Source organism: Pseudoalteromonas sp. AS84 (assembly GCF_038900255.1).
In the GTDB taxonomy this organism is placed as follows: domain Bacteria; phylum Pseudomonadota; class Gammaproteobacteria; order Enterobacterales; family Alteromonadaceae; genus Pseudoalteromonas.
In genome coordinates this window covers 22,852-35,376 of the sequence record NZ_JBBMQY010000004.1, presented here as the reverse complement: position 1 = coordinate 35,376, position 12,525 = coordinate 22,852, and the positions used below count along the sequence as shown (strand labels likewise).

Sequence of the window (12,525 nt, the reverse complement as noted above, 5' to 3'; positions counted from 1 at the left end):
AATAGGAATAATTATGGTTGAAACTCAAAGCGCATTAATTACAAATGATGCCGTTGTGCTTGGTTTACTTGCTGTTATTTTGGGGTTTATTTTTAAAACCTCAAACAGTGAACGTCCAGCTTTAAAACGATTTTATAAATATGTACCAGCTTTACTACTGTGTTACTTTTTACCTTCGTTATTAAATACATTTGGTATTGTAGATGGTAACAAATCCAATATTTATTATGTGGCTTCACGCTACTTACTGCCTGCTTGTTTAATACTGCTCACCATTAGTATTGATTTAAAAGCGATTATTAATTTAGGTCCTAAAGCGCTCATTATGTTTTTAGTGGGGACATTAGGTATTGTTATCGGTGGGCCATTAGCTATTTTAGTAGTGAGTGCATTTGATCCAAGTATTGTTGGCGGGCATGGACCTGATGCCGTATGGCGCGGTATGACAACCGTTGCGGGTAGCTGGATCGGCGGTGGTGCTAACCAAGCATCAATGAAAGAAATGTTTGAAGTTGGCGGTGATATATTTTCTGTAATGATTACAGTCGATGTAATAGTCGCGAATATTTGGATGGCTGTTTTATTGCTAATGGCAGCAAACCACAAAAAGATTGATGCAGCTACGGGTGCCGACACGAGCGCAATTGAAGATCTGAAAAAACGGGTTGAAGCCTATCACGCAGAACATGCACGCATTCCTACTCTTAACGATTATATGACGCTGCTTGCAATTGCATTTGGTATAACAGGTTTAGCACATTTTTGTGCTGACTTTTTAGGTCCGTACTTTGGCACTACTTATGAATGGGCAAAAGAATATAGCTTAAACAGTAAGTTCTTTTGGCTAATAGTTATATCGACAACGATTGGTATAGGCTTATCGTTTACTAAAGTTAGACAAATAGAAGCGTTTGGCGCTTCAAAGGTAGCCTCTAGTTTTTTATATATTTTAGTCGCATCAATTGGTTTGCACATGAACGTAACCGCTATCTTCAATAACCCTGGGTTATTTTTAGTTGGCGCAATTTGGATGTTAGTGCATGCAAGTATAATGTTACTCGTGGCTAAACTTATTAAAGCTCCGTTATTTTATATGGCCGTAGGCTCTCAGGCTAATGTGGGCGGCGCAGCGTCTGCACCTGTTGTAGCATCAGCGTTTCACCCGTCATTAGCGCCAGTTGGCGTTCTGCTAGCTGTACTTGGCTATGGTGTGGGTACTTATATGGCTTATATTTGTGGATTAATGATGCAAGCAGTTGCACCGTAAGGAATTTAAATGAAAGACCAAATTATTAAAATTAATGAAATTGAGCTAGCAAACAACAAACCGTTTGTATTGTTTGGTGGTATTAACGTATTAGAATCTCGCGATTTAGCTATGCGTGTTGCAGAGCATTACGTAGAAGTAACGACTAAATTAAATATTCCTTATGTATTTAAAGCGTCATTTGATAAGGCTAACCGTTCTTCAATCAATTCGTACCGTGGTCCAGGTATGGAAGAAGGTTTAAAAATATTTGAAGAGATTAAAAACACGTTTAAAATTCCACTTATTACTGATGTACATGAACCGCATCAAGCAGCGCCTGTTGCTGAAGTTGTTGATGTAATTCAGTTACCCGCTTTTTTAGCACGTCAAACAGATTTAGTTGTGGCGATGGCTAAAACAGGTGCAATTATTAACGTGAAAAAACCACAGTTTTTAGCGCCACATGAAATGCGCCATATCATTACTAAATTTAATGAAGCGGGTAATAATAACATCGCACTTTGTGAGCGTGGCTCTAGCTTTGGTTATAACAACCTAGTGGTTGATATGCTGGGTATGGATGACATGAAAGCAATGGCGCCTGTTATTTTTGATGCAACACATGCACTTCAGCGCCCTGGTGGCCGAGCTGATTCTGCTGATGGTCGTCGTGCACAAGCAGCAGAGCTTGCACGCAGCGGTATGGCGCTAGGTATTGCAGGTTTATTTATTGAGGCGCATCCAAACCCTAACGAAGCTAAATGTGATGGCCCATGTGCGCTAGCGCTTAGTAAGTTAGAGGGGTACTTAACGCAAATGAAAGCGGTTGATGATTTAATTAAAAGCTTTGCTCCACTTGATACAAGTGCAAGCGATTTATAATTAAGCATGATGTTTATTAAAAAGCGACTCAGGTCGCTTTTTTTATGCCTTTAATATACACAAACTTATATGATGTATATAATCTCACGCATAAGAAAAACTAATTCTAAGCTTGGTTATTATGTCAAGACGGGTACCTCCACTAAACGCATTAAAGGCCTTTGAAGCGGCTGCGCGTCATTTAAGTTTTACTAAGGCAGCAGAAGAGCTTTATGTAACGCAGGCGGCAGTAAGTCATCAAATAAAAACACTTGAAGAGCATTTAGGTTTAAAGTTGTTTTTACGTAAAAACCGCTCATTATTATTAACTGAAGAAGGCCAAGGCTATTTTTTAGATATAAAAGAGATTTTTACTCAGCTTATTGATGCCACTGAAAAGCTATTAGCCCGTGGTGCAAAAGGCTCATTAACAGTAAGCCTAACGCCAAGCTTTGCTATTCAGTGGTTAGTGCCTCGTTTGAGTTTGTTTAATGAGTTGCACCCTGAGATAGATGTGCGAATAAAAGCGCAAGATCAAGATGAAAACTCACTGACTGATGACGTAGATATTGCTATTTACTATGGAAGAGGTCATTGGAATGGCGTACAAGCGTACAAACTTCATACTGAATATTTAGTACCACTTTGTAGCCCTATGTTATTAAGTGGGCCAAAGCCGCTTGACCAACCAAGTGATTTAGCGCATCACACCTTATTGCATGACACCACACGTAAAAACTGGAAAACGTGGATGAAAACTGCAGGTGTGCGTAACATCCAGGTAAATCAAGGGCCTATTTTTAGTCACTCATCAATGGTGTTACAAGCTGCAGTACATGGGCAAGGTGTGGCAATTGGTAATAGTGTATTAGCTAAACCCGACATAGATGCAGGGCGTTTGGTTATTCCGTTTAATCACAGTCTAGAAAGTAAAAATGCATATTACTTAGTGCTTCGCGAATCGCAAACAGAGCTTGGTAAAATAGTTTCGTTTAAAGAGTGGATGCTGAGCTTAGTAGAGCATGAGCAAGAACATGAGTATTAATAATGATTGAATGGTTTAAAAGCACCGCACAACCTGCAATTGCACAGTTTATATTTGCGCATGGTGCAGGTGCCGGTAGCGATTCTGACTTTATGCAACACATGGCAAAATTAATAAGCGAGCAAGGTGTTGATGTTGGTTTATTTGATTTTGAATATATGCAAGTTGCCAAACAAACCAATAAACGTAGGCCTCCTGAGCGAGCACCAAAACTACTTATTTATTATGAGCAAGTGCTAACGAAGGCGCAGCCAGATTTACCGTTATTTATAGGCGGTAAATCGATGGGCGGACGTATGGCATCAATGCTTGCGTGCAGCACCGAGCAAAAACTTTCGGGTGTTATTGCATTTGGTTATCCATTTCATCCGCCGGGTAAGCCAGAAAAGTTACGCACCGATCATTTTGCTGATATTGTTTGCCCTTTTTTAGTATTACAGGGCGAGCGAGATACATTTGGTACACGTGAAGAACTGCTTACTATGGAAATGCCAAAACAGCCTTTAATCACATGGCTGCCTGATGGCGATCATTCATTAAAACCACGTAAAAAAAGTGGTGTAACTGAACTGCAAAATAGAGAAACAGCAGCGTTAAGTGCCGTTGAATTTATTAAGCAACAAGTTGAGATGTGTTAAAACTCGATTAGGGGGTTAAATGATTAAATTATTTTTAATGACCGGCAGTGTTTTTTGTATGCTCTCGGTTATGTTAGGTGCATTTGCTGCCCATGGTTTAAAAAGCCGTTTATCGGAGTATTCATTGGGGGTTTTTAAAACAGCTGCTGAGTATCAAATGGTGCATGGCCTTGCACTTATTGCGGTGGCTATTTTAATTAAATGGGGCATAAATCTGAGTTGGGCTGGTGGCTTTTTCATAACTGGCACACTACTTTTTAGTGGCAGTTTATATTTACTCGCTCTAACAGATATGAAGTGGCTAGGGCCGATAACACCGCTTGGTGGATTGTGCTTTATTATTGGTTGGATTGTTATTTTAGTGCAAGTTGCACGATTTAAGTTTTAAAGAGTTTAAGGGTTAATATGTCTAGTGTTGTGATTTATTGTCGTAGTGGTTTTGAAAACGATGCCGCTGCTGAAATAACGTTTCATGCTGCAGAGCAGGGTTTTGCAGGGTATGTAAAAGCAAAGCCAAATACAGGTTATGTTGTTTACGAATGTTTTGAAGCGCATCACAGCGACGAAATAATCAAAAAAGTCGATTTTAAAAATATGGTGTTCGCACGCCAATGGTTTGCCGGTACATTGCTTGAAAACATGCCAGTAGAGGACCGTGTAAGTGCAGTAGTTGAAGCTGCTAAAGATTTTACATTGTGCTCAGAGCTGCGCGTTGAAACGCCAGATACCAATGAAGGCAAAGAGCTTTTAACGTTCTGTAAAAAAATCTCAACGCCGCTTAAAAAAGCCCTCGAAAAACAAAATACAGTACTGCGTGAGCCAAAAGCAAACCGCCCAGTAATGCATGTCATGTTTTTAACAAACAATACGGCTTATGTGGGTTACTCGTATAGCTTTAATAATTCTCCATTTTTCATGGGTATTTTACGCCTTCGTATGCCAAGCGATGCACCGAGTCGTTCAACGTTAAAACTCGATGAAGCGTTTAATGTATTTATTCCTGAACAGCAACGTGAATCACGTGTGGCAGCAGGTATGCGCAGTGTTGATTTAGGTGCATGCCCGGGTGGTTGGACTTATCAGCTTGTACGCCGTGGTATGTTTGTAAGCGCGATTGATAACGGTCCAATGAATGACGATTTAATGCAAACTGGGCAAGTTAAACATTTTAGAGCCGATGGTTTTAAATATCGTCCAGAAAAAAGAAATATTACTTGGTTAGTGTGCGATATGGTGGAAAAACCAACCAAAGTGACTACGCTAATGATTGACTGGGCAGTAAATGCATACGCAAAAGAGTTTATATTTAACTTAAAACTCCCTATGAAAAAACGCTTTGATAGTGTTTATGAATGTCTTTCGATCATAAGAAAAGAGCTTGAGAAACAAGGTATTAATTACGAGTTACAAGCTAAACATCTGTATCATGATCGTGAGGAAATAACCGTTCATTTAAACGTTACTAAGGTGCCACAAAATTTGTATAGTTAATATGTAGAGGCTAAAAGTGGTAAAAAACAATATTAATAAATGGCTAAGTTTACTTTTTTTATCACTTTTAATCACAGGTTGTGGCGGCGGCGGAGAAGGTAGTGATTCAACTACGCCCTCTGATAACGCTGCGCCCAGTGTTACGCTCTCTGTTAGTAGTAACGTTATTGCTTCTAACCAATCATTTACTATTACTGCGCTTGCAAGTGATAGTGACGGACAAATAGCCAGCTATCAATGGCAACAACTTAGCGGCCCTGAGTTTACGTTCACCTCTAACGGTAACACGCTTACCGCCACTGCACCGAGTGTAACCACTGACACGACCTTTAGTTTTTCAGTTACTGTTAGTGATAATTCAGGTGCTACTGCACAACAAGTATTTTCAGGCATTATCACTTCTCAAAATAATGCTCCTACAGTTAATATTACAGGCCCAAGTAGTGCACTTGCTAACGCACAGGTTAGTTTGGTTGCTAACGCTCAAGATACAGATGGAACAATAAGTAATATTAATTGGATTCAGTCTGCTGGGGACAATGTTGAGTTTACACAAGCAGATGGAGTCCTTAGTTTTACTGCCCCTAATGTATCTGAAAATACAACGTTAGGTTTTAGCGTAACCGTAACTGACAATGCCGGTAAAAGCGCTCAAGCGAGTAAAACGGTTTTAATTAATCAAGTAAATAGCGCGCCAACAGTTATTGTTACAGGCCCTGAAGAAGCTGAAAAAGGCGTTAGTGTAACCTTAGTTGCAGATGCACAAGATAGTGACGGGAGTATTAACAGCATAACTTGGCAGCAAATAAGTGGCCCTGTAGTTGAACTTATTCAAGCAGAAACAAGTATTAGCTTTAACGCGCCTACTGTTGCACAAAACACCAATGTTACCTTTGTAGTAACTGTAACAGATGACGATAACGCAACAAATAACGCTCAAAAAACAGTTGTGATATTAGCACCAAACAATCCACCAACTGCAGATGATGTAAGTATTAGCGTGCAATATAATCAAGCCACTGAATTTAGTTTAGTTGTTAGCGATGCTGATAACGATAGCGTACAGATTGACTTTGGTGATGATTTAAATGGTGCGCAAATTAGTGTTATTGATGCCCAAGCCTTACGTTTTAGTTACACACCTCCTGTAAATAGTATCACTCCACAAAGCTATACGTTAACGGCGACTGATACCAAAGACACAACCGAATTTGTACTAAGTATTACCGTTATTGATTCAACGCCCGCTACGATTAGTAATGTAACACCACAAAATAGTAATGAACCAGTATTTGTAGATAGCCCTGTTAGCATTACATTTTCAGATATTATGCTTGTGAGTACTTTAGCCGTTAATTCTAGTAATGGTACTTGTACTGGAAGCATACAAGTGTCAGCAGATAACTTTACTACTTGCTTGGCTTTAACTATTGAAAGTTTGTTGGGTACTACCAGCGACACAAGTACTTATTTTCATACTGTAAATTTAAGCGCAAGCTTTGATGAAGACACTCAATATATTATTCGTGTTACAGCTGATTTAGCTAATTTTGATAGCACAACTATTTTGGCGCAAACTGCCACCTCGTTTACAACTTCTAGCCAAAATATAAAAATAACAGAGCTTTCATCTGTGCAATTTAGTAACGACTTACCTTGGGTTGAACTTTATAATGGCACCGGTGCAACAGTAAATTTACAAGACTACTCTCTTAAAGCTCGCAGTATTAATATGTCTGATAGTACGCTGAGTGAAGAGCAAGTATTTGCGCTGCCTGATAAAGAGCTTTTAAATGGCGCCTACATTATTTTACAAAGTCGCTTTGGTGATGACTTTTTAGCAAGTGCGTCATTAAATAATACAAAGCTTGTACTTGTTGGTAACGCGAATGATCAAATTAGGCCTTATTGGTACATAAATGGTTTTGCAGAATTACTTAATAGTGCGAGTACACAAACTATCGATTTTGTTAAGTTTGGAAATTCAACCCAAGAGCCAGTATCAGCCTCGCAGTGGCAAGGTGAAAATGCTGCACAAATACTGCCAGAGCAGGGCGCCAGCTTAAAGCGTACGCTCGGTGCAACCGATACCAACCAAAATACAGACTGGAACTACTCAGTATTCAACACTCCGGCAGGGCCTAACGATATAACTTGCTCAATAGATGATGATAAAGACGGTATTCCAGATTGCGCAGAGGTAGAGGGATCAACATTTGCTGGGCTGCCTCTGTATGAATGGGGGGCGCGTACTTCACAAAAAGATATATTTATTGAAATAGATTATATGGATAGTAGTGATGTTGGAATAACGCCTCATCGAACTGCACTTGAAAAAATTGTTAGTGTATTTGCAAATAAAGGCTACACCGTTCATTTTGATGTAGGTGATTTATTTGATCAAAATAGCGATATTGCGCCGGAAAACTTTGATTTAGGTGGCGGAAATGTTGTCCCTTTTAATAGCTATACTCCGTTTGAGTACGATTTAAGTAGCCCTAATTTATTTACTTATAAAATGGAATATACCGATATAACCCGCAGACCCATTTTTCATTACTTATTAATGGCAAGTAGTGGAAATGAAGATGGCAGTATTAGTGGGTCGGGTATTGCTGAGATCAGCGGTAATGATTTAATGGTAACTATGGGGGGGTGGGGCTTAACTTTGGATACGCAAACAGCAACCAATGTAACTTATAATTATCAAGCATCAACTATCTTTCATGAGCTAGGCCATAACTTAGGCTTATACCATGGTGGAGATGAAGAGGTTAACTTTAAGCCTAATCATTTAAGCTCTATGAATTATTTATATCAATTAGCGGGTTTATCAACAATAGGTAATAACGAAGGCGATCGTTATTATGAGCGCTTTTATCCAGGCAATGTTAGTTGTGATATTACACCAAATACTAATAGTCATTTAGGCTCTACAGATGATTTTATTATTGATTATTCAAGTGGTAGTTCAGCAGATTTAAATGAGAGCACAATACTTGAAGCACAGGGGTTAAATCGAAATGGCTCACTACCTGTTGATTTTAACTGTAATGCAATTAACACTGAAAGCTTAACCAGCTTTGATACTAACCAAGATAATACAATCTCAATACTTAGTGATGTAGATGAGTGGAATATGCTTAATTTGCAGTTTTATATGCAAAGTGCAGGTAATCGATTTGGCGTGCCAAATACCAATAATAGTAAGGTGTATAATTTACAAAGTAATTTACAAAGCTCGCCTACGTATATTGAAACGCTGCCCAGTTATATAAAAGAAGCGCAACCAAGTAGTGCAATTATTGCTGAGTTAAAAGCAATTAAAGAGCATTAATATGAAACTAGGGTTAAGTATTAAGTTTATTGTTTGTAGTAGTTTTTTAAGCTTACTAATAGCATGTAGCGATACTAACAATGCACGTGAATGGTTACTAAAAAATGACAATTTATATTATAAAAATACAGCTATTGACTGGCGAGTTGAATCAGTAGAGGGCTGTAAGACATGCGTGATAAGCCAAGATGTTGTTTATCAGCCTGAAGGCATTAGTAGTTATAATACGTTAATGCAGAGTCAAAATTGGGTGGCGGTACATGAGTTAAGTAAAATCAATGTTATCCGTTTAAAGATGCCAGATCAAACACCTTACTTATTCGTAGAGCGTATAAACGGGCGAACACTAACGCTGTTTAACCAGCAGCAAAACCACAGTATAAAAATAGGTGAAGTTACAGCCGTTAATTTTAACAATCAGCGCTTTAGTATTTTGATTAAAAACTTCGAAGAAGTAGATAAACAAAGCGTTGCATTACCAAGGCGTGCATCGCTTGAGTTTATTGCTTTAAAAATAGATTAAAAAAAGCACCTTAGGTGCTTTTTTATCTCGGGTGCGGTGACCTTTGAATATTGAAAAGTCAGCAACCTATTAATTAACTGCGGTATTTTGACCGATAATTATCGACCCACAAACGTGTTGCACCACACACAGCTACAGGCATAACTATTAAGTTTACAAAGGGTATAGCGGTTAATAACATAACGGCAAAACCAAACCCATATGATAAACCTTGCTTAGATTTTAAATCGTCTTTCATCTGCTTAAAGCCAATTTTATGGTTATCAAATGCATAGTCTTCATACTGCACCGCATACATCCAGCAGGTAAATAAAACCCATAGTATTTGACCTATGACAGGTAAAATCCAAAGAAGTATAAAAAAGCCAATAGCGCGAGGAAGGTAATAGCACAGCTTTGTCCACTCACGGGCAAGCATTCTAGGTACATCTTTAACTAATTCGGAAAAACCGTCATCATTAATTTTTTGACCCGTTAAATAGAGCTCAACTTTTTCACTTAATAAAGCATTAAAGGGGGCTGCAATAAAATTAGTGATTACAGTAAAGAGCATGCTGTAGCTAAATAATACGACTAATACTGCAATTGGCCACATTAGCCATTCAAGCCAGCTTAACCACTCTGGCAGCATATTATTAATGTAGCTAAAGCTATCACTTAGCCATCCAAATAAGAAAAACAACGAGCTACCAAATAGTAAAACATTAATTAAAAGTGGGATAAGTACAAAACGCTTTAACCCTTTTTGGCTAATTAATTTAAACCCCGAAAAAAAATATTCCATACCTTGTGTGATCTGCACTGTAACCTCAAAAAATATTTATCACTAGCTACAGTATAAATAGCTTAATAATTTTGAACAGTATTTTTAAGTAACAAAGTGTTAGCTTTAATGTTGCGGTTTTGGTTATATAGTACCTATAGGTGTTTAGTAATATGCAATTATGATTAATCAATGTAGATCAGGTTAGTTTTTTATTAATAAAAGAATAAACTTACTAATCATGACTATACTGAACTTTACTACATAGAAAAAAGCATCTGCATGAGACTTTTTGTTGTATCAATATGTATAAATAATGCGAGTGAGTGGAAATGGGTACGGATCGGTTAAAAAAGTTATTATCTCACCAGCAAGGCATTTTATCTAAAATTGCATTAGGGGTACCCTTAAATGAGGTGCTTACTGAAATTTGTTTATCAATAGAGCAGATTATTGATGATGAGTCTGCAAGGTGTTCCATTTTATCAATTAAAGGCCAGCAGCTCTTTCATTGCGCAGCCCCTAATATTCATCCAGAGTACTGTGATTTGCTTAATGGTATTTACATAGGGCCAAAAGTCGGCTCATGTGGTACTGCCGCATTCTCGAAGTCGCGCACAATTGTAGAAAATATTGAAACCTCACCGCTGTGGGAGGACTTTAAAGATTTAGCGCTAAAGTTTGATCTTAGGTCATGTTGGTCAACACCTATTTTTTCGACTCAAGCTGATTTGTTAGGCACCTTTGCTATTTATCACAGCACACCTAAAACCCCATCAGAACAAGATTTAGAATTAATAGATTTTTTTGTACACTTTTCAAGTATCGCTCTTGAGAAAAATAACGAATTTGAGAAGGCAAAACAGCTTGTCGTTAATTTACAGCACAGTAATGAAAAATTTAAAGCCTTCACCAAAGTAATGCCCGATCTCATCCTCATTTTAAGTGAAGATGGCACATATACCGATGTTTATGGTACCTCTAATGAGTTGCTGCTTGATTCGTCGACGGATCTTATTGGTCAAAATGTTAAAGACCTGCTTCCTCAAAAAGATGCGCAGATGATAATTGACGTTATTGAAAAAACACTTTCGACTAACGAGATGCAAATTTTTGAGTACGAATTAGATGTACTAAAAGGAAATATAGTTTTTGAGGGACGGGCTGCGGTTTTAGATCATTACAATCCCAATAGCCCTACAAAAAGACATGTAATATGGATGGCCAGAGATATTTCAATAAAGAAAAAAGCTGAGCAAGAAGTTCACAAACTCGCCTTTTACGATCCATTAACTAAACTTCCAAATAGAAGAATGCTTAGTGACAGATTAAGCGCGTGTGTAGAGAGTATCAAGTGCAATAAAAATATAGGGGCGTTATTATTTTTAGACCTAGATAACTTCAAGCGTATTAATGATTCACTTGGGCACAGTGCAGGGGATGAAGTACTTGTGGAGCTATCAAAAAGGCTAAGTGCAATAATAAAAGACTCAGATACACTAGCCAGAGCGGGTGGTGATGAATTTATTATTTTACTTAAACACATAGGGCAAGACACAAAGCAAGCAATCCTAGAATGTAAATCAGTTGCTCAAGAAATTCAAAGGGCTTTTCATGATAAATTCGAATTGGGAAACCTTGCATTCCAAGTAAGTTGTAGCATAGGTATTTGCCTAATTGATAGCGTAAATGCACAGGCTGGAAATATATTAAAATTTGCAGATACAGCTATGTATCATTCTAAAAATAAGGGGGGGAATAGCAGTAGCTTTTACGATCCAGCCTTGCAAACACTACTCGAAAAGCAAGCAGAACTAGAAACCGATATAGTGAGGGCAATTGCGTCTAATGAGTTTTGTGCTTACTTTCAGCCACAAGTAAATACGCAAGGTAACGTTGTTGGTGCTGAAGCACTCATTAGGTGGAACCATCCTCAAAGAGGGCTGATAGCGGCAAACGAATTTATACCTATAGCTGAGCAATACGGTCTTATTCAAAAACTACAAAATATTGTTTTGCATGATATATGTATTTTAATTAATGAACTTAAAGCAAACGCTGTAATTGACAACTCGTTTAGTGTTTCAATTAATATTAGTCAAAGTCAGTTCAATTCATCAAATTTAAAAGGTGAGTTGTTCAACATTATTAATAAATTTGATATTCGAGCATCACAAATTAAGTTAGAAATAACTGAGTCAATGCTCTCTAGCGATATAGATTATACAATTAGGCAAATGAAAGAGCTCATTGCTGCTGACTTTTTATTTTCGATTGACGACTTTGGAACAGGGTATTCCTGCTTAGCTTACTTAAGTGCGTTTCCTGTTAAAGAATTAAAAATAGATAAGAGCTTTGTTGATAAGATTTTAGATAATGAGATTGGCTTTAATATCGCACAAACAATTATCAGTTTAGGTAAAAGCTTAAACTTAGTGGTCGTTGCAGAAGGCGTAGAAACAATAGAGCAGTATGACTTACTTACAAAAATGAATATTGATACTATGCAAGGCTACTTAGTTGCAAAGCCTATGGATAAAGAACGTTATTTAAAATGGCATAGGGCTAATAGCAATCCGCAATAATACTTAATCGTTTAGAGGGATTAAATCTGGCGG

10 protein-coding genes are annotated in these 12,525 nt (G+C 37.8%); 9 read left to right on the top strand and 1 reads right to left on the bottom strand.

Features of this window, described 5'->3' with window-relative positions; translation table 11 throughout:
* The first annotated feature begins 13 nt into the window (after positions 1-13).
* From WNY79_RS05820 to WNY79_RS05785, 8 genes are all read left to right on the top strand, one after another.
* The gene (locus tag WNY79_RS05820; protein WP_290193219.1) at positions 14-1,267 is read left to right on the top strand and encodes a DUF819 family protein; all 1,254 of its coding nucleotides are present in this window, start codon (positions 14-16) and stop codon (positions 1,265-1,267) included.
* Between the two features lie 9 nt (positions 1,268-1,276).
* Complete coding sequence (gene kdsA / locus WNY79_RS05815) at positions 1,277-2,131, top strand: 3-deoxy-8-phosphooctulonate synthase (RefSeq protein ID WP_024600663.1); 855 nt, start codon at positions 1,277-1,279, stop codon at positions 2,129-2,131.
* Between the two features lie 121 nt (positions 2,132-2,252).
* Positions 2,253-3,155 carry a transcriptional regulator GcvA gene (locus tag WNY79_RS05810; RefSeq protein ID WP_024600664.1) on the top strand — a complete coding sequence of 301 codons (903 nt, stop codon included), beginning with the start codon at positions 2,253-2,255 and terminating at the stop codon, positions 3,153-3,155.
* A gap of 2 nt (positions 3,156-3,157) precedes the next feature.
* Positions 3,158-3,793: an alpha/beta family hydrolase gene (locus tag WNY79_RS05805; protein ID WP_342875369.1), complete on the top strand. Its 636-nt coding sequence runs from the start codon at positions 3,158-3,160 to the stop codon at positions 3,791-3,793.
* A 19-nt stretch (positions 3,794-3,812) separates the two neighbouring features.
* On the top strand, positions 3,813-4,181 hold the full coding sequence (locus WNY79_RS05800) for a DUF423 domain-containing protein (RefSeq protein ID WP_170072177.1): 369 nt from the start codon (positions 3,813-3,815) through the stop codon (positions 4,179-4,181).
* Positions 4,182-4,198: 17 nt separating this feature from the next.
* Positions 4,199-5,284 (top strand): 23S rRNA (cytidine(2498)-2'-O)-methyltransferase RlmM, encoded by a 1,086-nt coding sequence (gene rlmM / locus WNY79_RS05795; RefSeq protein ID WP_342875368.1) that lies wholly within the window; start codon positions 4,199-4,201, stop codon positions 5,282-5,284.
* A gap of 16 nt (positions 5,285-5,300) precedes the next feature.
* Complete coding sequence (locus tag WNY79_RS05790) at positions 5,301-8,621, top strand: hypothetical protein (protein ID WP_342875367.1); 3,321 nt, start codon at positions 5,301-5,303, stop codon at positions 8,619-8,621.
* A gap of 1 nt (position 8,622) precedes the next feature.
* Complete coding sequence (locus tag WNY79_RS05785) at positions 8,623-9,144, top strand: hypothetical protein (protein ID WP_342875366.1); 522 nt, start codon at positions 8,623-8,625, stop codon at positions 9,142-9,144.
* A 73-nt stretch (positions 9,145-9,217) separates the two neighbouring features.
* Here WNY79_RS05785 and cysZ read toward each other — a convergent pair whose 3' ends face one another.
* Positions 9,218-9,946 carry a sulfate transporter CysZ gene (gene cysZ / locus WNY79_RS05780; RefSeq protein WP_342875365.1) on the bottom strand — a complete coding sequence of 243 codons (729 nt, stop codon included), beginning with the start codon at positions 9,944-9,946 and terminating at the stop codon, positions 9,218-9,220.
* Positions 9,947-10,239: 293 nt separating this feature from the next.
* Here cysZ and WNY79_RS05775 point away from each other — a divergent pair, with 293 nt between their 5' ends.
* Positions 10,240-12,492, top strand: a complete 2,253-nt coding sequence (locus WNY79_RS05775; RefSeq protein WP_342875364.1) for an EAL domain-containing protein — start codon at positions 10,240-10,242, stop codon at positions 12,490-12,492.
* Positions 12,493-12,525: the final 33 nt, after the last annotated feature.

Excerpts from the sequence above, each read along its gene's own strand:
- WNY79_RS05810 (WP_024600664.1), top strand. The coding sequence starts at position 2,253 with ATGTCAAGACGGGTACCTCCACTAAACGCATTAAAGGCCTTTGAAGCG.
- rlmM (WP_342875368.1), top strand. The coding sequence starts at position 4,199 with ATGTCTAGTGTTGTGATTTATTGTCGTAGTGGTTTTGAAAACGATGCC.
- WNY79_RS05800 (WP_170072177.1), top strand. The coding sequence starts at position 3,813 with ATGATTAAATTATTTTTAATGACCGGCAGTGTTTTTTGTATGCTCTCG.
- WNY79_RS05820 (WP_290193219.1), top strand. The coding sequence starts at position 14 with ATGGTTGAAACTCAAAGCGCATTAATTACAAATGATGCCGTTGTGCTT.
- WNY79_RS05805 (WP_342875369.1), top strand. The coding sequence starts at position 3,158 with ATGATTGAATGGTTTAAAAGCACCGCACAACCTGCAATTGCACAGTTT.
- WNY79_RS05785 (WP_342875366.1), top strand. The coding sequence starts at position 8,623 with ATGAAACTAGGGTTAAGTATTAAGTTTATTGTTTGTAGTAGTTTTTTA.
- kdsA (WP_024600663.1), top strand. The coding sequence starts at position 1,277 with ATGAAAGACCAAATTATTAAAATTAATGAAATTGAGCTAGCAAACAAC.
- WNY79_RS05775 (WP_342875364.1), top strand. The coding sequence starts at position 10,240 with ATGGGTACGGATCGGTTAAAAAAGTTATTATCTCACCAGCAAGGCATT.